General features: G+C 73.2%; 23 protein-coding genes and 1 pseudogene. 10 read left to right on the top strand and 14 right to left on the bottom strand.

Annotated features, from left to right (window positions below; translation table 11 throughout):
* Positions 1–77: 77 nt before the first annotated feature.
* The 8 genes from RV983_RS05820 to RV983_RS05785 all read right to left on the bottom strand — a co-directional run bounded on the left by RV983_RS05820 (position 78) and on the right by RV983_RS05785 (position 8,582).
* Positions 78–629, bottom strand: coding sequence for a MarR family winged helix-turn-helix transcriptional regulator (locus tag RV983_RS05820; RefSeq protein WP_475990233.1), 552 nt, complete (start codon positions 627–629; stop codon positions 78–80).
* Positions 630–643: 14 nt separating this feature from the next.
* The gene (locus RV983_RS05815) at positions 644–2,176 is read right to left on the bottom strand and encodes an FUSC family protein (RefSeq protein ID WP_475984692.1); all 1,533 of its coding nucleotides are present in this window, start codon (positions 2,174–2,176) and stop codon (positions 644–646) included.
* Between the two features lie 127 nt (positions 2,177–2,303).
* Entirely contained in the window at positions 2,304–3,266 is a 963-nt protein-coding gene (egtD, locus tag RV983_RS05810) for an L-histidine N(alpha)-methyltransferase (RefSeq protein WP_475984691.1), read from the bottom strand.
* Positions 3,263–4,018 (bottom strand): ergothioneine biosynthesis protein EgtC, encoded by a 756-nt coding sequence (gene egtC, locus RV983_RS05805; protein ID WP_475984690.1) that lies wholly within the window; start codon positions 4,016–4,018, stop codon positions 3,263–3,265. Before egtC ends, egtD begins: the two co-directional genes overlap by 4 nt.
* A gap of 28 nt (positions 4,019–4,046) precedes the next feature.
* Positions 4,047–5,378 carry an ergothioneine biosynthesis protein EgtB gene (gene egtB, locus RV983_RS05800; RefSeq protein WP_475984689.1) on the bottom strand — a complete coding sequence of 444 codons (1,332 nt, stop codon included), beginning with the start codon at positions 5,376–5,378 and terminating at the stop codon, positions 4,047–4,049.
* A complete protein-coding gene (gene egtA, locus RV983_RS05795) occupies positions 5,375–6,631 on the bottom strand; it encodes an ergothioneine biosynthesis glutamate--cysteine ligase EgtA (protein ID WP_475984688.1) in 1,257 nt (418 codons plus the stop codon). Before egtA ends, egtB begins: the two co-directional genes overlap by 4 nt.
* A gap of 570 nt (positions 6,632–7,201) precedes the next feature.
* The gene (trxA, locus tag RV983_RS05790) at positions 7,202–7,576 is read right to left on the bottom strand and encodes a thioredoxin (RefSeq protein WP_475984687.1); all 375 of its coding nucleotides are present in this window, start codon (positions 7,574–7,576) and stop codon (positions 7,202–7,204) included.
* A gap of 550 nt (positions 7,577–8,126) precedes the next feature.
* Entirely contained in the window at positions 8,127–8,582 is a 456-nt protein-coding gene (locus RV983_RS05785) for a universal stress protein (RefSeq protein ID WP_475984686.1), read from the bottom strand.
* A 525-nt stretch (positions 8,583–9,107) separates the two neighbouring features.
* Between RV983_RS05785 and RV983_RS05780 the strand changes: the two are divergent.
* A pseudogene (locus RV983_RS05780) lies at positions 9,108–9,380 on the top strand (class I tRNA ligase family protein); the annotation flags it as partial.
* A gap of 276 nt (positions 9,381–9,656) precedes the next feature.
* Positions 9,657–10,112, top strand: coding sequence for a hypothetical protein (locus tag RV983_RS05775; RefSeq protein WP_475990578.1), 456 nt, complete (start codon positions 9,657–9,659; stop codon positions 10,110–10,112).
* Here RV983_RS05775 and RV983_RS05770 read toward each other — a convergent pair.
* Complete coding sequence (locus RV983_RS05770; RefSeq protein ID WP_475984685.1) at positions 10,076–11,332, bottom strand: citrate synthase; 1,257 nt, start codon at positions 11,330–11,332, stop codon at positions 10,076–10,078. The two genes, RV983_RS05775 and RV983_RS05770, sit on opposite strands and share 37 nt — an antisense overlap.
* A 59-nt stretch (positions 11,333–11,391) precedes the next feature.
* Between RV983_RS05770 and RV983_RS05765 the strand changes: the two genes are divergently transcribed.
* Both RV983_RS05765 and RV983_RS05760 read left to right on the top strand, forming a co-directional pair.
* On the top strand, positions 11,392–12,597 hold the full coding sequence (locus RV983_RS05765) for a citrate synthase (protein WP_475984684.1): 1,206 nt from the start codon (positions 11,392–11,394) through the stop codon (positions 12,595–12,597).
* 105 nt (positions 12,598–12,702) lie between these two features.
* Positions 12,703–13,128, top strand: coding sequence for a TOBE domain-containing protein (locus RV983_RS05760; RefSeq protein WP_475984683.1), 426 nt, complete (start codon positions 12,703–12,705; stop codon positions 13,126–13,128).
* On the opposite strand, the gene RV983_RS05755 is transcribed toward RV983_RS05760, so the two are convergent.
* The 3 genes from RV983_RS05755 to paaK all read right to left on the bottom strand — a co-directional run bounded on the left by RV983_RS05755 (position 13,121) and on the right by paaK (position 16,593).
* Entirely contained in the window at positions 13,121–14,224 is a 1,104-nt protein-coding gene (locus tag RV983_RS05755; protein ID WP_475984682.1) for a hypothetical protein, read from the bottom strand. The genes RV983_RS05760 and RV983_RS05755 overlap by 8 nt on opposite strands.
* Positions 14,225–14,246: 22 nt before the next feature.
* Positions 14,247–15,182 carry a lysylphosphatidylglycerol synthase domain-containing protein gene (locus tag RV983_RS05750; RefSeq protein WP_475984681.1) on the bottom strand — a complete coding sequence of 312 codons (936 nt, stop codon included), beginning with the start codon at positions 15,180–15,182 and terminating at the stop codon, positions 14,247–14,249.
* Between the two features lie 166 nt (positions 15,183–15,348).
* On the bottom strand, positions 15,349–16,593 hold the full coding sequence (paaK, locus tag RV983_RS05745; RefSeq protein WP_475990232.1) for a phenylacetate--CoA ligase PaaK: 1,245 nt from the start codon (positions 16,591–16,593) through the stop codon (positions 15,349–15,351).
* 309 nt (positions 16,594–16,902) lie between these two features.
* Here paaK and RV983_RS05740 point away from each other — a divergent pair, with 309 nt between their 5' ends.
* From RV983_RS05740 to pspAB, 3 genes are all read left to right on the top strand, one after another.
* Complete coding sequence (locus RV983_RS05740) at positions 16,903–17,856, top strand: quinone oxidoreductase family protein (RefSeq protein WP_475984680.1); 954 nt, start codon at positions 16,903–16,905, stop codon at positions 17,854–17,856.
* A 110-nt stretch (positions 17,857–17,966) separates the two neighbouring features.
* Positions 17,967–18,869: a zinc metalloprotease HtpX gene (gene htpX, locus RV983_RS05735; protein ID WP_475984679.1), complete on the top strand. Its 903-nt coding sequence runs from the start codon at positions 17,967–17,969 to the stop codon at positions 18,867–18,869.
* The gene (gene pspAB, locus RV983_RS05730; RefSeq protein WP_475984678.1) at positions 18,869–19,456 is read left to right on the top strand and encodes a PspA-associated protein PspAB; all 588 of its coding nucleotides are present in this window, start codon (positions 18,869–18,871) and stop codon (positions 19,454–19,456) included. The genes htpX and pspAB overlap by 1 nt, the downstream gene beginning before the upstream one ends.
* 43 nt (positions 19,457–19,499) lie before the next feature.
* Here the strand turns inward: pspAB and RV983_RS05725 are convergent, their stop codons facing one another.
* Together RV983_RS05725 and RV983_RS05720 are read right to left on the bottom strand one after the other, a co-directional pair.
* Entirely contained in the window at positions 19,500–20,741 is a 1,242-nt protein-coding gene (locus tag RV983_RS05725; RefSeq protein ID WP_475984677.1) for a phosphodiester glycosidase family protein, read from the bottom strand.
* 162 nt (positions 20,742–20,903) lie between these two features.
* Positions 20,904–21,317, bottom strand: a complete 414-nt coding sequence (locus RV983_RS05720) for a PaaI family thioesterase (RefSeq protein WP_475984676.1) — start codon at positions 21,315–21,317, stop codon at positions 20,904–20,906.
* Positions 21,318–21,471: 154 nt separating this feature from the next.
* On the opposite strand from RV983_RS05720, the gene RV983_RS05715 reads away from it, so the two are divergent.
* The 3 genes from RV983_RS05715 to RV983_RS05705 are packed head-to-tail and all read left to right on the top strand — an operon-like array spanning position 21,472 to position 24,225.
* On the top strand, positions 21,472–21,798 hold the full coding sequence (locus tag RV983_RS05715; RefSeq protein ID WP_475984675.1) for an ArsR/SmtB family transcription factor: 327 nt from the start codon (positions 21,472–21,474) through the stop codon (positions 21,796–21,798).
* The gene (locus tag RV983_RS05710; protein WP_475984674.1) at positions 21,795–22,694 is read left to right on the top strand and encodes an SRPBCC family protein; all 900 of its coding nucleotides are present in this window, start codon (positions 21,795–21,797) and stop codon (positions 22,692–22,694) included. Before RV983_RS05715 ends, RV983_RS05710 begins: the two co-directional genes overlap by 4 nt.
* 4 nt (positions 22,695–22,698) lie before the next feature.
* The gene (locus RV983_RS05705) at positions 22,699–24,225 is read left to right on the top strand and encodes a fatty acyl-CoA synthetase (RefSeq protein WP_475984673.1); all 1,527 of its coding nucleotides are present in this window, start codon (positions 22,699–22,701) and stop codon (positions 24,223–24,225) included.
* The last annotated feature ends 164 nt before the right edge of the window (positions 24,226–24,389 follow it).

Genomic DNA, 24,389 nt, shown 5'->3' with positions numbered 1-24,389 from the left:
CTTGGCATGTCCTTTGCGGAGCGTGGAGATGTGCGCTCGCTGAATCACTGGTGGTGCGGCACCGTTCGGTGCCCGCTTCACCCGGAAAGCGCGCCCAAGCGGCCTTCGAGCAGCAGCAGGAGTTCACCGAGGATTTCGGCCAGCTCATGGCGCCGGCCGTCCGGAAGTCCGGACAGCAACCCCTCCTCGTAAGCGAGCTGCTCGGGGAGCAGACGGTCCACGAGTGCCAGGCCGGCGGGGGTCAGCCGCAGGTGCGAGACCCGGCGGTCCCGGTCGTCCGGGCGGCGGCCGATCAGGCCGCGCTCCTCCAGCAGCTTGATCCGCTTGGTGATCGCCGCTCCCGACGCGAAGGTTTCACGTGCCAGACGTCCGGGCGTCAATTCCTCGCCGACGCGGCGCAGCGCGCAGAGGATGTCGTACTCCGGGCGGCTGAGGCCCTCGCGGTTCAGTGGCGCGTCGACGGCGAGTTGCAGGAGTGCGGTGCTCCGGTTCAGGCGCCCGATCACGGCGACGGGCGCGAAGTCCAGCTCCGGGTGCACGTCCTGCCACTGGCGCAGCACCGTCGCGACGGCGTCCTCCACGCGCGAAGTCCTTCCTCGGTACGCCGGCGGCTCCGGCGGCGTCCGCATGATCGTACGCGTCGTCAAGCCAGGGTGACGGACCGGGCGCCGCGGCAGCCCGCCAGCGCGAGGTGACCGCGCCGCTCCGCGTCGGTGATCCGTTCCTCGGGCAGGGGGCCGCTCCACCACTCGCCGGAGGCGGTGTCGGCGGCCTCGCGCAGTTCCAGCAGCGCGGCGGTGAGCCGGGGTTCCCCGGGCAGCGGGGCGGCGAGCTCGTCCTCCAGGCGGTCCAGAGCGGTGCCCACCCGCCGGCCGGCGCGCCGGTTCGGGACGGCGAAACACACCACGAGCCCGGCCACCGCGCCTACGACGGTGTCCAGCCAGCGGTCCGCCACCAGCCGGCCCGCCGGCTGCGTGCCGGCGAACTCGGTCATGATCATGGCCATCGGCGTCACGAAGACACTGGCCAGCCAGTAATTGCGGGCCATGGTGGCCTCCGCCGCGACATTGCAGGTCAGCGCGGTCACGATCAGGGCCGCCGCACCCATGGCCGTGAACGGCACGAGCACGGTGAACAGCAGCACCCCCAGCAGATTGCCCAGGACGCGCTGCAGCGCCCGCTGCCAGGACAGGGTGGTGTTGGAGGCCAGGACGGCTGCTGTCGTCACGACGGCCCAGTACGGACGGTCCACCCCGAGCGCCATCGACACCCAGCCCGCCACCGCGCTGCCGATGCCGACCCGCAGGCCGATCGGTACGAGGTGCCGCGCCGTGGGACCGTGGACCGGTGCCGGCCCCGTGCGAAAGTCCGCGCAGGTCGCCGCGCCCGCGGCGCCCATGTCCGGCAGAGTCCGCGCCGTGCGCAGCTCCCGGGCCCAGGCGGTCAGCCGGGAAGCGCCGGCAGGCCCGGTGGCGTCGGCGCGGGCGAGCAGCCGCTCCAGCCCCGTGCGGTGGGCGCTCGCTCCGGCGGCCCGCAGCGTGTGCCACGCGGCGTTCGCGGCCGCGGTCTCCTCGTGCCCGGCCCGCGCCGCGGTCCGGTCGCCGGCCAGGACCCGGGCCCGGGCCTCCAGGGCCCTGGCCACGGCGGCGCGCTCCGGCCCGTGCGGGCGCACCAGGGCCGGCGCCATGCCCACCAGCCACGCGACGGCCCCGCCCAGCACCATCAGCCCCACGTGCGCGGGCACCTGCGCCGGGGTCTGCGGCACGAACGCCGCGCTCGCTGCGACGAAGGTGAAGATCACGTTCCCTGGCGGCCCGATCCGCGTCGCGTCGCACACCACCTTGTGCGCCGCGGCGAGCGCCGCCGCGACCGCGACCCGCACCGCCGTGGCGTCGGTGAGCGCGGCGGTGGTCAGGGCCACCGCACCGCCGACCGCCATGCCCAGCACGATCAGCGCGAGCGTCCGCGCCCGGGCGGCGTAGGGCAGCCCGTGCGCGTACAGGGCGCACAGCGCGCCACCCGCCGCGTAGAGCACCAGATCCAGCCGTCCCAGGGTCAGCAGCACCCCCTCCACGATCCCCACGGCGACGACCACGCTGACTGCCCGTTGATGCCAGAGATCCTTGACGGCGCGCAGGCGGAGGGCGTCGCGGAGGGGGCGGAAGAGATTGGCCATACCCATAAGATTAACATGTGTTTTACTCGTGAAATACTCTGTGGGATGCGGCTCCGCACCGGCCGTGCACGCGCGAGGCGGAGGTCCGGTGCCGGGGGCACCGGACCTCCGCCTCGGGACGCGGGGATCAGGCCGGGAAGGCCAGGGAGAGGGCGAAGCGCGACTCGGGGTCGGTCCACCAGTGCTGGAGGGTGAGACCCGCGGCGGCGAGTTCGGCGCGGACGCCTTCCTCGCGGAACTTGGCGGAGACCTCGGTGCGCATCTCCTCGCCGCGCGCGAAGTCGACCGTGAAATCGAGCGCCGGCACCTTCACGGTGACGTTGCCGCGCGCCCGCAGCCGCATCTCGATCCACTCGTGCTCGCGGTCCCAGAGGGCCACGTGCTCGAAGTCGTCCGGGTCGAAATCGGCGCCGAGCTCCCGGTCGATGACGGACAGGACGTTCTTGTTGAACGCCGCGGTGATGCCCTGGGCGTCGTCGTAGGCGGCCACGAGGGTCGCCTCGTCCTTGACCAGGTCCGTGCCGAGCAGCAGCGCGTCGCCGCGGGAGAGCAGGGCGCGCACGGAGCCGAGGAAGCGGGCGCGCTCGTCGGGCAGGAGGTTGCCGATGGTGCCGCCGAGGAACGCCACGAGGCGCGGTCCCGGGGCGTCCGGCAGCGCGAGGCCGTGCTGGAAGTCGGCGACCAGGGCGTGGACGCTCAGGTCCGGGTGGTCGGCGAGCAGGGCCTGCCCGGCGCCGCGGAGCGCCGACTCGCTGACGTCGACGGGCACGTAGGTCAGGGGCGGGCCCAGGGCGTCGATGAGCAGGCGGGTCTTCTCCGACGAGCCGGAACCCAGTTCGACCAGGGTGCGGGCCGCGGTCGCCCGGGCGATCTCGGCCGCTCTGGCGGTCAGGATCTCCCGTTCGGCGCGGGTCGGGTAGTACTCCGGCAGCCGGGTGATCTCCTCGAACAGCTCGCTGCCGCGGGCGTCGTAGAACCACTTGGGCGGGAGTTGCTTGGGGCTGCGGTTCAGCCCGTACGCCACGTCGGAGCGCAGGGCGGCCGCCGTGGCGTCCGCGGGCAGGGTGCGAGTGAGAGTGAAGGGGCTCACAGGTGCGGCTCCTTGAGCGGGATCAGCAGGACCTCGGTGGGATCGCCGTACAGCAGATGGCGGTCGGGGACCTCGGTCCAGCGGGGACTGTCGTCGTACGGCTCGGAGGCCACGACGACGCTGCGGCCGGGTTCCGCCAGATACCAGAGGGTGTCGCCCCAGGCAGTGGCGGCGATGGAACGGCCGTCGCTGAGAAGGAAGTTGAGCCGGGAATCGGGGGTCAGGGCGGCGAGCCGGCCGACGGTGTCGGCCAGTGCCTCGTCGGGGGGCGCGCCGGCCTTCAGCCGGTGCAGGGTGAGGGCCCAGGCCAGCGCCGAGTCGCAGCGCGCCTCCAGGGTCAGCAGCTCCTCGGCCGGCAGCGAGCGGGCGGCCTCCGCCACCGAGTGCGGCCAGCCGCGCAGGGCGCCGTTGTGGCTGAACAGCCACGGGCCCGCCGTGTACGGGGCGGCGGCGGACTCGTCGGCGGCCGACCCCTCCGTGATGTCGCGGACCGCGCCGAGCATCGCGCCCGAGCGCGTCACCCGGCAGACGTCCGCGAACGAGGGATCGTCCCAGATCGGCCCGGAGTGCCGGTAGCGCGCCGGGACCGGGTCGTCCGGCGCGTACCAGCCGAGCCCGAAGCCGTCGGCGTTGACCGTGCCGTACTTCTGCCGGCGCGGCGCCCACGACTGGCGGTAGAGCGAGTGCGGGGGGTCGATCACGACGTCCCGCAACGCCACCGGCGGCCCGATGTAGGCGATGTGGCGGCACATCAGCGGACCGCCCCGTCCCCGGGGGCTGTCACGCCGACTCCGGACGCGCGTCGCGAGCCGTACGGAAGCCCGAGAAGATCTGCCGCCGGATCGGGTAGTCCCAGTTGCGGAAGGTGCCCCGGACGGCGACCGCGTCGACGGCGAACGAACCGCCGCGCAGCACCTTGTGGTCGGTGCCGAAGAACACCTCCGAGTACTCCTTGTACGGGAACGGCGCGAAGCCCGGGTACGGCAGGAAGTCGCTCGCCGTCCACTCCCACACGTCGCCGATCATCTGCCGCACACCGAGCGGCGAGGCGCCGGCCGGATAGCTGCCGACGGGGGCGGGCTGCAGGTGGCGCTGGCCCAGGTTGGCGAGCTCCGGCGCCGGATCCGCGTCGCCCCACGGGTAGCGGCGCGAGCGGCCGGTCGAGGGGTCGTGCCGGGCGGCCTTCTCCCATTCGGTCTCCGTGGGCAGGCGGCGCCCCGCCCAGCGGGCGTAGGCGTCCGCCTCGTACCAGCACACGTGCAGCACGGGCTCCGCGGCCGGCACCGGCTCGGTCACCCCGAAGCGGCGGCGCAGCCACGCCCCGCCCTCGCGGCGCCAGAACAGCGGCGCGGACAGGCCGTGCTCGCGCACGTGCGCCCAGCCGGCCGGGGTCCACCAGCGCTCGTCGTCGTAGCCGCCGTCCTCTATGAAGGCGGTGTACGCGCCGTTGCTCACCGGCACCGTGTCGATGAAGAACGGCGCCACGTCCCGCGTGTGCGCGGGACGTTCGTTGTCCAGCGCCCACGGCTCCGCGGAGGTGCCCATCGTGAACGGGCCGCCGGGGACCAGGACTTCGGCAGGCAGCAGCGCCGCGTCCGCGGGCGCCGGGGCCGGCGCCGGAGAGGTCAGCGCGGCGGGGCCGCGGCGCAACTGGTGGGTGATGAGCATGGTCTCGTCGTGCTGCTGCTCGTGCTGCGCGATCATGCCGAAGACGAACGCCGCGTCGGTCAGCCGGCTGCCGTGCAGCGGCGCGCGCTCCAGGATCTCCAGTACCCGCCCGCGTACGTCCGAGGCGTAGGCGTGCGCCTCCGCGGGCGGCAGCAGCGGCAGTGTGGGCCGCTCGGAACGGGGGTGCTCGAAGGCGTCGTAGATCGGGTCGATGTCGGGCCGCAGCGCCTCATGGCCGCCGACGGTCCGCAGCAGCCACTGCTCCTCCTGGTTGCCGATGTGGGCCAGGTCCCACACCAGCGGCGACATCAGGGGGGAGTGCTGCGCCGTGAGCTCGTGCTCGTCGACGCAGGTGGTCAGCCCGCGGGTGCGCTCACGGGCGGTGACGAGTGCGTCCAGCGCCCGCCGTCGCAGCGCCTCGGGGTCGAGAGCGGGTGCGGTCACGACTGGTTCTCCTTGCTCGGGAAGGCGTCGAGGAGGTCGTCGGCGGGACACCGGCCGCGCAGGACGAAACGCTCGGTGAAGTCGGCCACCACGGCCTGCACCGCGTCGCTCGCCCCGAGCCGGGGCAGGGCCTCGCGGGCCGCGGCGAAGCAGGTGACGGCGGTGGCGTGGAGCTCGGGGTCGGCCAGCGCATGGCGGGCGGCGCGCCGCCACAGCGGGTTGCGCGGCGCGGGACCGGGACCGGCCGCGTCGGCGAGGGGCTTGACCGCGCGGTAGGCGATCTCGGAGGCGGCGGCGTCGTCGAAGAGCGCCGTGGCGACGGCGAGCGGCACGATCCAGCCGTCCCGGCCGGACTGCGCGTCGATCATGCGCAGCTCCAGGTAGCCGCGCGGCCGCACCGGCGGGAACAGCGTCGACATGTGGTAGTCCAGGTCGGCGGTGGTGGGCGGCCGGTGCACCCTGCTGCGGATCCACTGCCGGAAGGTGAGCTCCTCCGGCACCGTCCACGGCCCCTCGTCACCGCGGATGCACAGCACCGGCGCGTCGAGGGCGTACGCGGTCCACGCGGCCCGCGGATCGGGACCCGCCTCGGGGGCCAGGGTGCGGCCCGGGTCGAGCGCGGCCCACACCGCCTGCCGAGTGGACTTCCAGCCCGTGGGACGCCCGCCGCTGAGCGGCGAATTGGCGAAGGCGGCGACAAGGACGGCGCCCAGCAGATGGGCCAGCAGCCAGCGTCTGCCCAGTCCGAAGGGGCCCGGTTCCGCCGTGCCGGAGTCCAGGCAGACCTGTACCGAGGCGGTCGAGCACATCATCGACCGGCCGGCGGGCCCGCCGCGGTCGAAGTACGTCTCCATGGCCGCGTACCGGGGCTCGTCCAGCAGGCGCCGCGGGCGCCGCCACGGGTCGTGGCCGTGTCCGGCCAGGGCGAGGCCGTCCTGCCGGAGCCGGTGGTGTACGGAGTCGAGGTCCGCCGCCGCGGCGTTCACGCACGCGGTCAGCGAGGTGGCGGGCAGCGAGCTGAGCTCCAGCTGTCCGCCTGGCTCTGTGGTGAGCCGGGAACGGAGGAAGAGGGTCCGCAGTCCGTCCACTGCGGCGTTGAGCCGAGCGGGGCTGACCGGGCGGGCCGGGTCGTGCGGGTCGTGAAGGAACCATTCCAGTTCCACGCCTATGCGGCGCGGAGGGCCCGTCTTGAAACAGATGCCCTGGATGTGGTCCTCCGCCGTCGTCTCGGTGATCGGTTCGGATGTTCCCATGTGGTGACTGGTGGCGGGCATGGCCTGTACCTCCCGTCGAAGGTGGTGGTGTGTACCACGCGTCTACCGCGTGTCCGTACCACCTAAGCCGTTCGGCGCACACCGCTCAAGAGGCGCCCCGACGAACGTCCGAGATACGTAAGGTCCGCCCGCGCCAGTGGGCGTTCCTGCGTTCCGGTCATCATCAAGGGTGGACCGGACCCCTGTTCCGCGCATCCGGAGCGGATGAACGCACAGGTCACAGCCTTGAAGCCGGGCCGGCGCCCAGGGTCCGCGGATATCGGCCCCAGCGGAGCCGGGATCCGGGGCGGCCACCGTGGTCGCACCTCGGCGGGGGCCGCGGTGCGGGCCGGCCCACTGGGGGAGTGCCGGGTTTTCCGTGGTCGGGGGCTCGTTCTCCCAGGCAACGGGGGCGAGATCCGGCCACGCGATCCCACCGGGTCCGGACAGGGCCCGGACAGTGCGACGGGGCCGGCGGCCGCCGGAGCGGTCGCCGGCCCCGTCGGGCCACGACTGGACGGCCATGCCGCGCCCCGGCGGGGTCGCCCATGGCTGACGCAGGGTCAGATGTCAGGACTTCGGAGCGGATTCACCTTCGGCGATGGACTTGCGGACCTCGTCCATGTCCAGCTCGCGGGCCTGCTTGATCAGGTCCTCCAGGGCCGGGGCCGGCAGCGCTCCCGGCTGGGCGAAGACCGCCACCTTGTCGCGGATGATCATCAGGGTCGGGATCGACTGGATCTGGAACGCGGCGGCCAGTTCCTGCTGGGCCTCCGTGTCGACCTTGCCGAAGACCAGGTCGGTGTTCTCCTTCGCCGCGGCCTCGTAGACCGGGGCGAACATCCGGCACGGGCCGCACCAGGACGCCCAGAAGTCGATCAGCACGAAGTCGTTGGCGGAGACGACCTCGTCGAAGTTGTCCTTGGTCAGCTCAACAGTGGCCATGCTTCCCTTACCTGCTTCCGAGGCACCGTCGGTCGGAACCCACTGACCCTAACGGAAGGGGTAGGACCGCTATTCCGTACGACTCGCCCGCCCGGGACGGAGGCCGGGACGGGTCCGCGCGCCGTCCGCCCTGGGCGCGGGCCAGGCGAGACGATGCGCGCCGCACGGGCCCACGAGCGCGGCGGCCCCACGCGCCCGCGCCACGAGGCCGCGCCACGAGCCGGACACCGGGGACGCGGCCTGGACCGGCAGCCTCGCCCCCGGCGGACGCGAGAGGACTCCCGTCATCCCTCGCACGAGATCTCCGGGGCCGTCGCCCGCTGCGCCGTGGACGATGCGGTCCACGCGTTGGTCCCCTTCACCCGTGACGGCGTCGCCGCCGCGCGGCACGTCATCGACGACCAGGCAGGAGGCAGAGGTGACAGCCGGACGGCTCGTGCCAGATGCTGCTCCTTCGTGCCGATTGCCCGGGAACCACGTCGCGCGTTCACACGTCACCGACGACGACACGCGGCGCCGCACAGCGCCGCACAGGCGAGGGACGCGGGCGTCAGGGCACGACCGTGACCGGCCAGCGGCCGGCCTTGACCAGGCGCACCGCCACCGATCCGATGATCCGGTGCCCGGCCTTCTCGGAGGCGCCGACCACGACCGCGTCGGCCTTGAGGTCGTCGGCCGCCTTCGACAGACCACTGAAGGCATCGCCCTGGAAGGTGTGGAACTCCCAGCGCACGGCGAAGACCCCGCGCAGCCTCTGCACGGCCTTCTCTATCTCCGCCTTCAGTTCGTCGGCGATCCCGGCGGTGGCCTCGGCGACCGGTGCGCCGAACGCCGCGCCCGTGGCCAGGACCGGCTGGACGTAGACGACGGCCAGCAGCGACCCCTGCCGCCGGGCCAGCCCCGCGGCGTACGCCGCCGCCCGCCACGACGACTCGCTCCCGTCCACCCCGGCCACGATCACTTTCGGGCCGTCGGTGCCCCGTTCGAAGGGCCCTTTGTCGCTCACGGTCCGAGCCTACTGGCGTGGCTGCCGCGCGCGGCGCACAGGGCGCGGGGAATCCGTGCGCGTGGCCAAATGTCCGGCCGTGCACCCCTGCGGTGATCTGCCGCCCGCGGGCGACGAGCGCAAGGCCGGCGTCGGCGGCCGGCGGGGGCAGGGATGCCGTTCGGTGAACCGGGCCCGCTCCCGCTCGTCCGCGGTGACACCATCGTGGTCTTGTCCTGCCGGAGGACCTCCGCAGGCTGAGCCGGCGTCATGAGGCCGGCCGGCGCGCGCAGGAGCACGGGGTGACCGCGCGGGCCGAGGCCGATCCGGCCGGGGGCGGTGGGCAGGCGGCTGGTGGGCGCGTGGCAGGAGTGCCGGAGCAGGCCGGTGAGATCGGGCACGGCGGACACAGCGGGCAGGGGAGACGCGTGGGGTCACGATCCCGGGTCCGGCCGGCCGTTCCCCGCCGGGATGGTTCGTGGCGCGGACGATCCTGCCGTTTGATCGTTCGGCACGGCCGCCGGCACGTCCCTACGATGAGCGGGCATGACGCATTCGCCCCGTCGGCATCAGGACGTTCCCGCGCGGCCTTCCCTCGAAGGGCTCGAGGCGACCTGGTCGCGGCGCTGGGACGAGACGGGCGTACACCGCTTCGACCAGTCGCGGCCCCGCGAGGAGATCTTCTCGATCGACACCCCGCCGCCCACGGCCAGCGGCACCCTGCACGTCGGCCACGTCTTCTCGTACACCCACACCGACACCGTCGCGCGCTACCGGCGCATGCGCGGGAAGACGGTCTTCTACCCGATGGGCTGGGACGACAACGGCTGTCGGCCGAGCGCCGGGTGCAGAACGTCCACGGCGTCAGCTGCGCCCCGTCCCTCCCTTAAGACCTCGGTTCCACCCCGCCGGAACGGCCCGGCACGCGCCAGGTCCCGGTCTCCCGGCGGAACTTCATCGAGCTGTGCGTACGGCTCACCGCCGAGGACGAGCGGGCCTTCGAGGAACTGTGGCGCAGGCTCGGCCTGTCGGTCGACTGGACGCTCATACCGCACCGTCGGCGACCGGGCTCGCGCCGCCTCCCAGCGCGCTTTCGTGCGCAACCTCGCGCGCGGCGAGGCGTACACCGCCGGGGCGCCCACGCTGCGGGACACCACCTTCCGCACCGCGGTCGCCCAGGCGGCACTGGAGGACCGCGAACGGCCCGGCGCCTACCACCGGCCGGCCTTCCACCGGCCGGACGGCGACCCCCTCGTCCTCGACACCGCGCGTGCGGTCCTCACCGCCGTCCGCAGGGCCAAGTCCGCGGCACGGCTGTGGATGCGGGCCGAGGTCGCGGGGCTCGTCATGACCGGACCGCCCGCCTCCCCCGCGCGCTTCGCGCTCGTCGCCGACGACGTCCGAGCGGCCGGGCGCGCAGGCTCGGTGGAACTCGGCCCGCCGTACGGCGACGCCCTCGGCGTGGAGGTGCGCTTCGGGCGCCGCCCTTCCCGTCACCCGCTCCGCCCGCACCCCTACGGCAGGGGGCGGGGCGGGCGGGGACCCACGTAGTGGCCGCTGGGGCGCATGCGGAGGGGACGTTCCTCGTACTCCTCCAGGGCGTGGGCGATCCAGCCGGCCGTGCGGGCCACGGAGAACACGGTCTCGCCGGCCTCGGGAGGCATGCCGCAGGAGACGGAGAGCACGGCCAGCGCGAGGTCGACGTTCGCGTGCAGCGGCGTGTCGCGGGACGCGGTGGCGACGACCTCGCGGGCGGCCCCAAGGGCCGGGGCGGCCTGCGGCACATCCTGGAGCAGGCGGAAGAGCATGACCGCGCGCGGGTCCTCGCGCGGGTAGAGCCGGTGCCCCAGCCCCGGCACACCCTGCCCGGCGCGCAGGTGGTCGGCGACGACCGCGGCCGCGCTGCCCCGCTCCAGCACCTCGCCGAGCATGCGGTGCGCCAGGCCGCTCGCGGCACCGTGCAGCGGGCCGTCGAGCGCGCCGAGGCCCGCGGACACCACGGCGTACGGGTGTGCGCGGGCGGAGGCGGCGACGCGTGCGGCGAGGGTGGAGGCGGCGAGGTCGTGGTCGATCAGCAGGACGAGGGCCGCGTCCAGCACCCGCAGTGTGGCCTCGTCGGCCGGCCGCGCGGTCAGCCGCGACCACAGCCGCCAGGCCGCCGGTCCCTCGCCGCGATGCTCCTGCCCCGCCGCGGGCAGTGCGTTGATCAGGACGGGGATCAGGGTGCGTCCCACCCCCACCACCGCCTCGGGGGCGAGGTCGAACCGCAGCGGGTCGGCCGCCGCCATGGCAATGGCGGCCACGCGCAGCCGGTCCATCGCGCCACTGTGGCCGGGAAGCGCTGCCACTGCCCGGCGGGCGGCGGCCAGGGCCTGCGCCGGGGCGGTGAAGCGCGTGCCCGGGGTCATGACCCCGGTCCACAGCCAGTCCGCGGCCTCCTCGAAGCGGTACCGCCCGGCGAGCGCCGTGGCGTCGACCCCGCGGAAGTAGCAGCGGTCGCCGTCGATGAGTGTGATGCCGGTCCGTACGGCGCCGACGCCGACGCCGGATCCCGTTCCGTTCCCGGCGTCGTCGCCGGCCGGCTGTTGCGCGGGGCGCCGTGTGCGGCGGAGCAGCGCGTCGACCTCACGGGCGTCGAAGGTGCTTCCCCGGCCGTCCGGTGCGCGGCGGCTGCCGAGCAGGCCGCGGCTGACGTAGGCGTACACCGTCTCGGGCTTCACGCCGAGCCGTTCGGCGGCCTGCCGGGTGGTGAGCCGTTCCTCGGTCGTCATGACTCCATCCCATCACATATTGATTCAATCAATATTGACGCGCATTGAATCAATGATGGATGGTCGAGTCACGTTCGAAGGAGGACACCACCGTGACCGTCATCCCCGTCATCCCCGTCACCCCCGACGTGCCCCGCGTACCCCGCGGACTCAAGGGCGTCGTCGTCACCGAGACCGCGCTCGGGGACGTCCGCGGTACCGAGGGCTTCTACCACTACCGTCAGTACTCGGCCGTCGAACTCGCCCGCAGCCGCACCTTCGAGGACGTCTGGCACCTGATGCTGCTGGGCACGCTCCCCGATGCCGCGGGGCGGGCCGACTTCGCAGCGCGCGTCGCGCCGCTGCGCCGGCTGCCGAGCGAGATCCGGGACGCGCTGCCCGCCATCGCCCGTTCCGGCGCGCTCAGCGGACCCCTCGCCGGGCTGCGCACCGCGCTCTCGCTGCTGGGCGCCGCCGCCGGTTTCCGCCCGCTGTACGACATCGATGCCGAACGGCGACTGGCCGACGCGCTGACCGCGAGCGCCGCCGTGCCGACTCTGCTCACCGCTCTGTACCGGCTCGGGCAGGGCCTGGAACCGGTCGAGCCCCGCGACGACCTGCCCTTCGCGGCCAACTACCTCCACATGCTCACCGGCGAGGAACCCGACCCGGTCCGCGCGCGGGCGATCGAGCGCTACCTGATCTCCACGGTCGACCACGGGTTCAACGCGTCCACCTTCACCGGCCGCGTCATCGCCTCCACCGGTGCCGACCTCGCCGCGTGTCTCGTCGGCGCCGTGGGCGCGCTGTCCGGTCCGCTGCACGGCGGCGCGCCGAGCCGCGCGCTGGACACGCTCGACGCGATCGGCACCCCCGGCCGCATCGACCCCTGGATCCGCGAACGCGTCCTGGCCGGGGACCGCATCATGGGCTTCGGCCACCCCGTCTACCGCACGGAGGACCCCCGCTCCCGCATGCTCCAGGAGATCGCCCGCGACTTCGGCGGCCCGCTGGTCGACTTCGCGCTCCAGGTCGAGGCCCGCGTCGAGGCGATCCTCGCCGAGCTCAAGCCGGGCCGCGAGCTGCACACCAATGTCGAGTTCTACGCGGGCGTCGTCATGGAACTGTGCGGGCTGCCGAGGGAGATGTTCACCCCGACCTTCGCCTGCGCCCGCGTCGTCGGCTGGTCGGCGAACATCCTGGAACAGGCGGAGGACAGCAAGATCATCCGTCCTGCGGCGCGCTACGTCGGCCCGGTGCCGCCGCAGCCCGTTCCCGCGGTGTAGCGCGCGGCGGTGCCTCGGCGGGCGCGCCCCGGGCACGCCGCCGCCCGGGGCGTGCGCGCGGGTCGTTCCCCGCCGCGGGCGCCGGGCGGGCTTACGGTGCGGCACATGGCTCTGAGCATCCGCAACCAGATCGCCGGCAAGGCCGAGTCGGTGGTCACCGGCGAGGTCATGGCCGTGGTCACCGTCCACCTCGACGGCGGCGGCCCCGCCTTCACCGCCGCGGTGACCGCCGAGGCCGTCCGTGAACTCGGCATCATCCCCGGCGGCGGGGTGACCGTCCTGATCAAGGCGACCGAGATCTCCCTCGCCACACCACCGCTTCCCGGCGGTCTGACCATCCGCAACCGCGTTCCCGGCACGGTGACCGCGGTGACGCAGGGCCAGGCGATGGCGACGGTGCGGCTGGCGTTCGCGGGCGGCCGCGAGCTCACCGCCGTGATCACCCGTGAGGCCCTCGACGAACTCCGTCTCGCCGAGGGCTCCGAGGTCGTCGCCCTGGTGAAGTCGACCGACGTCGCCCTGTCTACCTAGCTCCCCCCAGGGGGCCGGCCGGCCTGCGGTCGACCGGCGTGATCGGCATCATCGTCTCCTCCAGGGTGCGGCGCGGACCGGACCAGGGCGCCGGGACCGCGTCGAAGAGGTACGCGAAGCGATAGGCGAGGTCCTCGTAGTTGACGCGCCAGCCGCGGAAGTGCGGCCAGGCCTCCTCCGGGGTGCGCTCCAGCGGGTAGCCGTTCGCGGCGATGTGCGCGACGGCCGCCGCGAAGTCCTCGTACGTCAGCCGGATCGATGCCTCAGGGGAGGGGTCCTGGTCGTACGGGACCCGCCAGATGTCGGCGATGTCCCGCAGGCACACGTATCCCGCCCGCAGGGCCAGCCGCGCCTCGGCCTGCGGACGGCCGGGGTTGAGGGCGAGCTGCATGGCGGCGGCGTCCATCACCGCGAGGAGTGCGACCAGCCAGTTGCGGTTGGGCTGCGGCGAGCGGAAACGGCTCAGCACTATGTAACTGGTGTGGCTCTCGCTGACCTCGGCCGCCCAGCGCTCCCAGTTGCGGAACATCTCCGCCAGGCTGTCGGTCACGCCGATCTGGGCGTAGCGCGCCAGGATCTCCGGTCCCCAGGGCGGACTGCCCGCCCTGGCCTGCAGCAGTGTCACCTCGGCCTCGCGGCGGGAGTACGCGGCGTACAGCGTCGGCAGGTAACCGATCTGCAGACCGATGGTGATCGGCCCGGTCGCCGCGGCGCAGAAGTCGATGACGGTCAGGTCCACATGACGGCTGCTGGCGAAGCCGAGCGTGAACAGTGAGGAGCCGGCTTCCCGCAGTGCGTCCAGGGCGTCGAGATCGCTCACGGCCGCCTGGAGCAACGCGTACCCGGCCCAGAACGCGAACAGCCAGCTGACCAGGTTGAACAGGATCGACACCGCCGCCACCGGGGCGAGCACGCGGTCCTTGTTCTCCGGCGTGCGGCAGCGGTCGGCGACGAACTGGAAGGGGAAGTGCACCACGGCGTGCACCGCGCGGGTGATGCTGGATCTGGTCGGCCGGGGGATGACCAGCGTGCGCAGGACCGAGGAGAACGTCCCCCCGACGATCAGCGCACCGAGCAGGCCGTACAGGACACGCACTGGTCTTCCTTCCGGGAACGGGTCACAGCACCCGCCGGCGGACGAGGGCCGCGAGCACCAGCACACCGGGCAGCAACGGCAACCATACGGTGACGATCCGGTACGCGAGCACCGCGGAGGTCGCCGCCACTCCGGTCGCCCCGGCGGTGACCAGGGCGAGGGCCAGGGCGACGTCCAGCGAGCCGAGTCCGCCGGGTGTCGGCAGCAGCGCGGCGGCCGCGCTCCCCGCGAGATACGCCAGGGCCACATGCCCGGCCGGCACCGGCGCGTGCAGGGCCCGGACGACCGCGACGAGCACCGCCGCGTGCATCACGGGGAAGGCCAGGGAGCCCGTCCACAGTGCCGCCGCACGCGAGGAACTGCCGTGCACGGCGCGGACGTCGGAGACGACCGTGCCGAGGAAGGAGGAGACCAGGCGCCGGATCTGGCGGACCGACAGCAGGACCACGAGCACGGCGAACAGCGCCGCGCCGGCCGCCACGGCCAGCACGGAGTGGGCCCGCAGGGGGACCACCTTGTGCAGGTCGAGCGCGTGCGGGAAGACCGCCAGCAACGCCGCGAGCAATGCCACGCGCACCACGCAGGCCGCCAGCGCCCGCACCGCGAGCGCTGCCGCCGAACGGCTGGGGGACAGGCCGCAGCGCAGCAGGAAGCGCAGGTTGACGGCGTTGCCGCCGACGCCGGCCGGAAGGATGTGGTTGACCGCAGAGGCCGCGAACTGCGTGGCCAGCAGCCGTCCCGCAGGGAGCTGTTCGAGCACCGCGCCCTGCTGCGCGGCGGCCGAGCAGACCCAGGCCAGGAGCGTCGCCGCGCCCGCGGCGAGCAGCCACTCGCGGTCCGCGGAGCCCAGCCGGTCGGTGCCCGCGTCGACGGTCGGCCAGTGGCGCAGGACGACGACGGCGACCAGCAGCAGCGGCACCGCGGCGAGGATCTGACGCACTGGGATGCGCCGCACCATGCTCATCGCCTTTCCGGTTGGCGCGGTCGCCCGCGTCGCCGTGAGGCGCTCCCCTCGCCCTGCCCCGGCCGTACCTGTGCACGACCATACGTGGCCGGGACCCGCACTGCTCATCGGCCGGGCCGGTGATTCGCGGCGCGATGACGTGCGCGCACGGTCCTCGGCGCTACCTCGTGCGTTCGTCCACGACCCGGCGTATCTTTCCAACGGAGCGCTCCAGGGTCTCGGGATCGGTGATCTCCACGGCCACCGTGACGCCGACGGCCTCCTTCACGCCGCGCCCGATGGCCTCGGCCGCCGCCGCGCGCGCCTGTGCGCCGGCCTCCGGGCTGGCCTCGGCGCGGACGGTGAGTTCGTCGAGCCGTCCGTTGCGGGTCAGGCGCAGCTGGAAGTGCGGAGCGACGCCCTCGGTACGCAGCACGATCTCCTCGACCTGGGTGGGGAAGAGATTGACGCCCCGAAGGATGATCATGTCATCGCAGCGCCCGGTGATCTTCTCCATGCGCCGGAAGGCGGGTCGGGCCGTGCCCGGCAGCAGCCGGGTGAGGTCGCGGGTGCGGTAGCGGATGACCGGCATGGCCTCCTTGGTGAGCGAGGTGAAGACCAGTTCGCCGCTGTCACCGGCGGGCATGGCCTCGTCGGTGACGGGGTCCACGATCTCCGGGAGGAAGTGGTCCTCCCAGATGTGCAGGCCGTCCTTGGTCTCCACGCACTCCTGTGCGACGCCGGGACCGATCACCTCAGAAAGGCCGTAGATGTCCACCGCGTCGATGCCGGCCCGCTGCTCGATCTCCTCACGCATCGCCTCCGTCCACGGCTCGGCGCCGAAGATGCCGACGCGCAGCGAGGTGGAGCGCGGATCGACGCCCTGGCGCTCGAACTCGTCGAGCAGCGTGAGCATGTAGGACGGCGTCACCATGATGATCTCGGGGCGCAGGTCCTCGATGAGCCGCACCTGCCGCGCGGTCATACCGCCGGAGGCCGGGATGACGGTGCACCCGAGCCGCTCCGCCCCGTAGTGCGCCCCCAGCCCGCCGGTGAACAGGCCGTACCCGTAGGCGATGTGCACCTTGTCGCCGGTCCGGGCGCCGGCGGCTCGCAGGGACCGGGCCACCACGTCCGACCAGGTCTCCAGGTCCCGCTCGGTGTAACCGACGACGGTCGGCGCTCCGGTGGTGCCGCTGGACGCGTGGATGCGGCGGATGCGCGACTCCGGGACGGCGAACATGCCGTACGGGTGCTGGTCCCGCAGGTCGGCCTTCGTGGTGAAGGGGAAGCGGGCCAGGTCCGCCAGGGTGCGGCAGTCCTCGGGGCGGACGCCGGCCTTGTCGAAGGACGACCGGTAGAACGCCACGTTGTCGTACGCGTGCCGCAGGGTGCCCTGCAGGCGCCGCAGCTGCACGGCCTCCAGCTCCTGCCCCGGGTCATCCGTTCGGCCGCGTCCCGAAATCCTTCGCCCACGGTGTCCATGGCCCCCACCCTTCCCAACCGATCGTTCGGTAGCCTTTGGCGGGACCAGTAATCCATTATCCGACCTGCGCGTCAAGACACCTGCCGGACGCCTGTGGACAACCGGGCGGACGGCCCGTCGAGGCGCGGCTCCGGAGGGCCTGCGCGGCCTCTCCCGCCGTCCCGCCGCCCGCACATACCGACTGGTCGGTGTTACGGCTATCGTGATCCCGGACGACACGACGTACGGACGCAAGCGAAGGGAGTCGCGGTGCGCGCGATCCAGATCACCGAGTTCGGCGGGCCTGAGGTGCTGCGGCAGGTGGAGCTGCCCGACCCCGTGCCCGGACCCGGGCAGCTCCTGGTCGAGGTCGGCTCGGCGGGTGTCAACTACGCCGACACGCACATGGTCGAGAACTCCTACCTCTCCAAGGCCACCCTCCCGCTGGTCCCCGGGGCCGAGGTCGCCGGCCGCACCCCGGACGGCCGTCGCGTGGTCGCCCTGACCGACAACGGCGGCTACGCCCAGAAGGCCGTCGTCGAGGAGTACCTCGCCCACGACATCCCCGAGGGCGTCACCGACGGGCAGGCGCTCGCCCTGGTCGTCCAGGGGCTCACCGCCTGGCACCTGCTGCGCACCTCCGCCCGGATCGCCGAGGGCGAGTCCGTCGTCGTGCACGCCGCCGCGGGCGGCACCGGCTCGCTCGCCGTCCAGCTCGCCAAGGAGTTCGGCGCGGGCCGGGTCATCGCCACCGCGTCCTCCAAGGAGAAGCGCGACCTGGCCCTCGAACTGGGTGCCGACGTCGCCCTGGACGGTGCCGCCGAGGGCCTCAAGGAGCGCCTGACCGAGGCCAACGGCGGCAAGAAGGTCGACATCGTCCTGGAGATGACCGGCGGTCCGGTCTTCGACGCATCCCTCGCCGCACTGGCGCCCTTCGGCCGCCTGGTCACCTACGGCCTCGCCTCCCGGGTCCCGCCCACGCCCGTGCAGGCCGCCCAGCTCATGGGCCGGTCGCGTGCGGTCGTCGGCTTCTGGCTGATGCACTGCCTGGGCCGCCCCGGCATGTACCGCGAGCCCATGGCCGAGCTGCTGGCGATGACCGCCGAGGGACGGCTGCGGCCGCAGGAGGGCGGCGTCTACCCGCTCTCCGAGGTCGCCCGGGCGCACGAGGACCTGCGGGCCCGGCGCACTTACGGCAAGCTGACGCTCGACGCGGCACGCTGATCCCATACTTCGGCCGCGCCGTCGCGACCCCGCCGTTCGTGCCTCCGCGGAGGCACAATCGAAGCGGAGCACGACGCCGCGGCCGGCGTCCCGAGAACACGGGAGGGGCCATGGACAGGACCCGATTCGCCCCCGACAAGGGGCTGACCACACGCATGGTGGTCACCATGTTCATGATCGGTTTGCTGTACGTGGTCTTCGTCGGCGCCCTCCTGGCCCTGCTGCGTGGTGCCTGGCCGCTGATCCTGATCGTGGCCGGCGGCCTGTTCATCGCCCAGTTCTGGTTCAGCGACCGGATCGCCGCCTTCAGCATGGGCGCCCGAGAGGTGACCCCTGAGCAGGCTCCCGAGCTGCACGGCGTGGTGGACCGCATCTGCGCCCTTGCGGACATGCCCAAGCCGCGGGTCGCGATCGCCGACAGCGACGTGCCAAATGCCTTCGCCACCGGCCGCAACGAGAAGGCCGCCCTGGTGTGCGCCACCACCGGCCTGCTGCGCCGGCTGGAGCCCGACGAGCTGGAGGGCGTCATCGCCCATGAGCTCTCGCATGTGGCACACCGCGACGTCGCGGTGATGACCATCGCGTCGTTCCTGGGCGTACTCGCCGGCATGATCACCCGGATCGGGCTGTGGGGCGGCCTCGGCCGCAACAGCCGCGACCCCGGCACCACGATCATCGTCATCCTGATACCGCTGGTCAGCGCCATTGTGTACGCGGTCAGCTTCCTCCTCACGCGGATGCTGTCGCGCTACCGCGAGCTGTCCGCCGACCGCTCCGCCGCGATGCTCACCGGCCGCCCCTCCTCGCTCGCGTCCGCACTCACCAAGGTCACCGGCCAGATGGCGCGCATCCCGACGGAGGACCTGCGCAAGGCGGAGCCGTTCAATGCCTTCTACTTCGCCCCGGCCCTCGCCGGCGGTCAGAGCCTGGCGCAGCTGCTCTCCACGCACCCCACCCTGGAACAGCGGCTGGCCCAGCTGGGCCGGATCTCCGCCGAACTGGGGCGGCGCTGATGGGGCTGTTCGACGCGCTGCTCGGCCGCAGCAAGCCCGTCAAGCCCGACCTGGACCAGCTCTTCGGGCTGCCGTCGGCCGCTGTGACACTCGAGGCTGGCGCCGGGTTCCGGCCGACCGGGGTCGGCTCGGTGTGCTTCGCCGCCGTCGAGGGGGGCGCCTTCGCGGAGGTCCAGCAGGACGTCCGCGCACTGCTCGACCTCGACACCGGACAGGGCGGCGTCCCCGTCGAGTCCACACGTGACGCCTACGGCTACACCTGGCTCGTGGCACGCCATCCCGCGGACGACATGCCGACGCTGGTGGGCGATCTGCACGCGGTCAACTCGGCCCTGGAGAGCCACGGCTTCGGGCCGCAACTGCTCTGCTCGCTGGCCGGCTTCCGCGACGACTCCGGCCGTCCGCTGGCTCTGGTCTACCTCTACAAGCGCGGCACGTTCTATCCCCTGTGCGTCCGGCCCGGCGAGCAGAAACGCGACAACGCGCTGGAGTTGCAGGTGGCCGGCCTGCTCAAGAACGACCTGCGCGTGGAGGAGGACCTCACCCGCTGGTTCCCCCTGTGGGGCGCACCCGGCATGGCGGACTGAGTCCCGGCCGCACCGGTTTACCGGCCGCCACGGGCGGCCCGGGTCAGCCGGGGGTCATGAACACGCCGATGCCGTTGGCGACCGCGCGTTCGACGCCGCCGGTGGGGTGGTTGCGGACGGTGACGCGGGAGGCGCCGGGGGAGCGGGTGACCAGGGTGGACGAGCCGCCGCCGTCGAGGTTGACGGCGGAGTCGGTGCCCAGCGCGTACATCAGGCCGGCGAGTTCACGCACCGTCAGTCCCGCGCCGCTCTCGGCGTTGCCGTCCAGGGCCATCAGGTACAGCGTCTGCCCGCCGTTGCCGAAGCCCGCGGCCGTGCGGGTCGCCGCCGTGCCGTTCTCCAGTCCCGCCAGCGGGGTGCGGTCGCGCAGGATCGGGTAACCCCCGACGGCGAAGCGCAGGTCGCCGCGGTGGGAGACGGGCAGCAGCCGGCTCTGTACGGCCACGGGCCGGCCCGGAACGAGTGCGCGCAGGGCGCGCGCGCCGTCCTCGCGGCCGAGCAGGACGACCGTCCCCGGGGGGATGGCGCCGCGGCCCGGGGCGGCGCGCGCTGTGATGATTTGGCCGTTCCGCACGGTCACTTCGTAGGTGTTCCTGACGCACGGATCGGTCCGGCGGACGTCGCTGCCGCAGACCGCCCGCCGGCGGGAGGCGGTGCCCCAGTCGGAGGTGTACGCGCCCACACTGTTCTGCGGCAGCGCGTACTGGTTGAAGCCGCGCAGCGCGACCGTGCTCCGGCCGGAGCGCACGGTGCCCTGCAGGTGGAGCCGGTCGAGGCGGGCCCTGCGGTCGAAGCCGATGCCGAGGACGTTCTCGGTGGAGGTGCCGGGCGGCAGCGAGGGGCCGAAGCGCTGGCTCGACGGCACCGCGGCCTTGAGCTGCCGGCCGTGTGCGACCGCCGGGCCGACGGGGGCGCCCGTCGCCGGGACCCCCGGGTGCTGGGTCTCGCTCATGTGGAAGAAGTCCGCGTTGATCCCGCCCACGGCGTGCGCGGCGTCGGCCAGCCGGGACACCGTGCCGCGGCCCGCGACGGTACCCGGGTAGAGCAGGTCGACGGACACGTTCCGCCGGCGCAGATCCACCGTCAGCAAGTGGCCGTGGGCCGTGCCGTGGCCCCCGGTGTAGTCGAATCGCCGGTAGTCCACGCCCGGCGCGATCGTTGTGCGTGCCGCGTAGCGCACGCCCTTGCCGGTCGCCGCGACCGCGCCGCCGGCGCCCGCCAGGAGCGTGCCCAGCGCCAGGACCACGGTGATCGCCAGGCGTACCCGGCCCCAACGTCGGCTCATCTTCACCCCAGCTGGACGCCGTTCATCTGATATCTGATGGGAGGTCAATCGTTTCCCGCGGGCGGCGCGGCGCTGGTGCACCACGCCGCGCTCAGGTGAAATCCCGGCTCCGCACGGCGAAGACGGGTGAAGAACCGCCCCCCGTTCGCGACCGCCGGCGGCTCAGCCGGGGAACGCGTACACGGTGGTCGCGTGGGCCGCGGGCTCCTCGGAGCCCACCGGCGTCATCTCGACATCGATGAAGCCCAGTCGCCTGCCCAGCTTGGTGACGCGGGCGATGACGAGTACGTCCGCGCCCATGACGGCGCGCTGAAAGGTCGTCGACTGCTGGACGGTCGTCATGGGGCCGAAGCCGCCTCGTGCGGCGGACACGGCGATCACGGTCGCGGTGTCGGCGGCCGCCATCAACGCCTGGCCGGACAGGCCGCCGCCCTCGCGGGCGAGCCGGTCCGACCACGGAAGCCGGAGCATCGCGTGGCGTTCACCGGTCTCCTCGACCGTCAGGCCCAGATCCCGCACCCAGGGAGCGAAGTTGTCGGCCAGTACCTTGTCCGCCTCGGCGGTGGTGATCGTCACGCGCGCCATTCTCCCGTTCACATGACGTCACCACCAGAGCGAGTACGGTCGCCTCCCGCGCCCTGCGCGTTCTCTCGTGTGCACCGAAGCGGAGGTTTGCCGCTCCGGCTTACATGCCGTTGCAGGTATATAGCCGGTGGAGTATGTTCGAAGGGTGTCCCTTCCCTTTGACGTGCTCGCGGAACCGACCCGGCGGCGGATTCTGGACCTGCTGCTGGAGCGTCCCCGGCTGGTCGGCGAACTGACCGAGCAGCTGGGTCTGAGCCAGCCCGGCACCTCCAAGCATCTGAGGGTGCTGCGCGAGGCCGGTCTGGTGCGGGTGCGCGCCGAGGCCCAGCGCAGGTGGTACGAGCTGCGTCCCGGGCCGCTGCGCGAGGTCGACGCATGGCTCACCCCCTACCGCAGGCTCTGGGGCGACGGACTCGACGCTCTGGAGCGGCACTTGGACGCAATGCCCGACGAGACGGAGGAACCCCGATGACCAGCGAGACCGCCGGGACACTGACCACCGCCGCGGACGGCCGCACCGCCCTGCGGATGGTGCGCCGGCTCGCCCACCCGCCGGAGAAGGTCTGGCGGGCCCTGACCGAACCCGGGCACCTTGCACACTGGTTCCCCTCCGACGTGGAGCTGGAGCTGCGGCCCGGCGGCAAGGTGCGCTTCGTCTTCCGGCACGGCGAGATGCCCGATCTCGACGGCGAGGTCACCGAGGTCGACCCGCCCCGCGTGCTCGCCTACACCTGGGGCAGCGATCTGCTGCGCTGGGAGGTGGAGCCCGAGGCCGCCGGCTCCGTACTCACCCTCACCCACACCTTCGCCGACCGTCCGGGCGCGGCCAGCTTCGCCTCCGGCTGGGACACCTGCATCGCGGGCATCGACCCCGCCCTGGACGGCCGCCCAGCGCCCCCGCCCGGGGACATCAACGCCAAGCACGAGAGCTTCGTCTGTGCGTTCGGGCTGGACCGGGGCACCACTGAGACCGTCGCGAGCGCCGCGGGCGACGAGGAGGGCTGGCGGGTGCGCTTCGAACGGCAGCTCACCCAGCCCGCAGCGACGGTCTGGCGGACCCTGCTCGGCAAGGTCGTCGCGCCCGAGGTCGGCGGCACCGTGCCGGGCGGCTTCGCGGCGGGGGAGTTCGGCCACGGCCCGGTGGCAGAGGTGCGGGCCCCCGTCCTGCTGGCGTACGCCTGGGACCAGGACGGCCGGCACGGGGGCACGGTGCGCTGGGAGCTGACCGAGGGCACCGGCCACGGGGCCCGGCTGATCCTCACCCACACAGGCTCGGCCGCGTTCGCCGGCCGGCGCTCCGCCGCTCTCGACGCCTGGCACGACCACGTCGAGGATCTCGCCAGGAGGCTGGCGGAGATGCCACGCTGACGCCATGGTGGCGACGACGCACGGCAACACGGTCGACGGAGTCCTGCGGCGCAGCGCGCGCCGCGTTCCGGAGCGGACGGCGGTGCGCTTCGCCGACCGCGCCTGGACGTACCGCGAACTGGACGACGCGGTCTCCGCGGCCGCGGCCGTGCTCCTCGCCGAGGGACTGCGGCCGGGCGACCGCGTCGCCGCCTACGGCCACAATTCGGACGCCTACCTCGTCGCCTTCCTCGGCTGCGCGCGGGCCGGGCTGGTACACGTACCCGTCAACCACCACCTGGAGGGCGAGGACCTGCGCTACCTCGTCGAGCAGTCCGGCAGCGCCCTCGTCCTCGCCGACCCCGCGCTCGCCGGGCGGCTGCCGACGGGTGTGCGCACCCTCGCGTTGCGCGACACCGGGGAGAGCCTGCTCGCGCGGCTGCCGGCCGCCGCGCCCGTGGAAGGCCTGACGCCGCCCAGCGGTGAGGATCTGGCCCAACTGCTCTACACCTCGGGCACCACGGCCCTCCCCAAGGGCGCGATGATGACGCACCGCGCCCTGGTGCACGAATACGTCAGCGCCATCGTCGCGCTGGACCTGAAGGAGACCGACCGGCCCCTGCACTCGCTGCCCCTGTACCACTCGGCGCAGATGCACGTCTTCCTGCTGCCCTACCTGGCGGTCGGTGCGGAGAACACCATCATCGAGGGCCCCGACCCGGTCGCGGTCTTCGACGCGGTCGAGGCCGGACGCGCCGACAGCCTGTTCGCGCCGCCCACGGTGTGGATCGCGCTCGCCAACCACCCGCAGTTCACGGCGCGCGACCTCGGCGCGCTGCGCAAGGCGTACTACGGAGCGTCGATCATGCCCGTCCCGGTGCTGGAGCGGCTGCGCGGGCGGCTGCCGGGACTGGCCGTCTACAACTGCTTCGGACAGAGCGAGATCGGGCCGCTGGCCACCGTCCTCGGACCGGGCGAGCACGAGGGACGCATGGACTCCTGCGGCCGGCCGGTGCTCTTCGTGGAGGCGAAGGTCGTCGACGAGTCCGGCAAGGACGTCCCCGACGGCACCCCCGGCGAGGTCGTCTACCGCTCCCCGCAGTTGTGCGAGGGCTACTGGGACAAACCCGAGGAGACCGCCGACGCCTTCCGCGACGGCTGGTTCCATTCCGGGGACCTGGCGGTGCGTGACGCGCAGGGCTTCTTCACCGTCGTCGACCGGGTGAAGGACGTCATCAACTCGGGGGGTGTACTGGTGGCGTCACGGCAGGTGGAGGACGTCCTGTACCGCCATCCCGCGGTCGCCGAGGTCGCGGTCGTCGGGCTGCCGGACGAGCGGTGGATCGAGGCGATCACCGCGGTCGTCGTCGCACACGAGCAGATGGTCGTCACCGAGCAGGAGCTGATCGCCTTCGCCCGGGAACGGCTGGCCGGCTTCAAGACCCCCAAGCGCGTCGTGCTCGTGGACGGGCTGCCGCGCAACGCCAGCGGCAAGATCCTCAAGCGGGAACTGCGGGACCGCTATGCGGCCGAACCGGCCGGGGAGGCGTAGAGCGCCACGCCTCCGCGGCGGCGCGGTCCCGTTCCCACCGGACGCCCCGCACACACCCGGGCGCGACGCGACGGTCCGGCCGGGCGTGTGGGGCGTGGCTGTCCGCGGGGTGGTCGTGCCGGCCGTGGCGAGCCGGGGTTCCGGCAGGCGGACTGACGGCCCGC

It is taken from the genome of Streptomyces sp. RLA123 (assembly GCF_056270165.1).
The sequence above is the reverse complement of the archived record's forward strand: the minus strand, read 5'-3'. Positions and strand labels throughout refer to the sequence as shown.

Coding starts and splice junctions, on each gene's coding strand:
- RV983_RS05710 (WP_475984674.1), top strand. CDS start 21,795: ATGACCAGCGAGACCGCCGGGACACTGACCACCGCCGCGGACGGCCGC.
- RV983_RS05725 (WP_475984677.1), bottom strand. CDS start 20,741: ATGAGCCGACGTTGGGGCCGGGTACGCCTGGCGATCACCGTGGTCCTG.
- RV983_RS05815 (WP_475984692.1), bottom strand. CDS start 2,176: ATGGCCAATCTCTTCCGCCCCCTCCGCGACGCCCTCCGCCTGCGCGCC.
- RV983_RS05770 (WP_475984685.1), bottom strand. CDS start 11,332: ATGACGACCGAGGAACGGCTCACCACCCGGCAGGCCGCCGAACGGCTC.
- RV983_RS05760 (WP_475984683.1), top strand. CDS start 12,703: ATGGCTCTGAGCATCCGCAACCAGATCGCCGGCAAGGCCGAGTCGGTG.
- egtA (WP_475984688.1), bottom strand. CDS start 6,631: ATGGGAACATCCGAACCGATCACCGAGACGACGGCGGAGGACCACATC.
- pspAB (WP_475984678.1), top strand. CDS start 18,869: ATGGGGCTGTTCGACGCGCTGCTCGGCCGCAGCAAGCCCGTCAAGCCC.
- RV983_RS05765 (WP_475984684.1), top strand. CDS start 11,392: ATGGTCGAGTCACGTTCGAAGGAGGACACCACCGTGACCGTCATCCCC.
- RV983_RS05820 (WP_475990233.1), bottom strand. CDS start 629: ATGCGGACGCCGCCGGAGCCGCCGGCGTACCGAGGAAGGACTTCGCGC.
- RV983_RS05750 (WP_475984681.1), bottom strand. CDS start 15,182: ATGGTGCGGCGCATCCCAGTGCGTCAGATCCTCGCCGCGGTGCCGCTG.
- trxA (WP_475984687.1), bottom strand. CDS start 7,576: ATGGCCACTGTTGAGCTGACCAAGGACAACTTCGACGAGGTCGTCTCC.
- RV983_RS05705 (WP_475984673.1), top strand. CDS start 22,699: ATGGTGGCGACGACGCACGGCAACACGGTCGACGGAGTCCTGCGGCGC.
- egtC (WP_475984690.1), bottom strand. CDS start 4,018: ATGTGCCGCCACATCGCCTACATCGGGCCGCCGGTGGCGTTGCGGGAC.
- htpX (WP_475984679.1), top strand. CDS start 17,967: ATGGACAGGACCCGATTCGCCCCCGACAAGGGGCTGACCACACGCATG.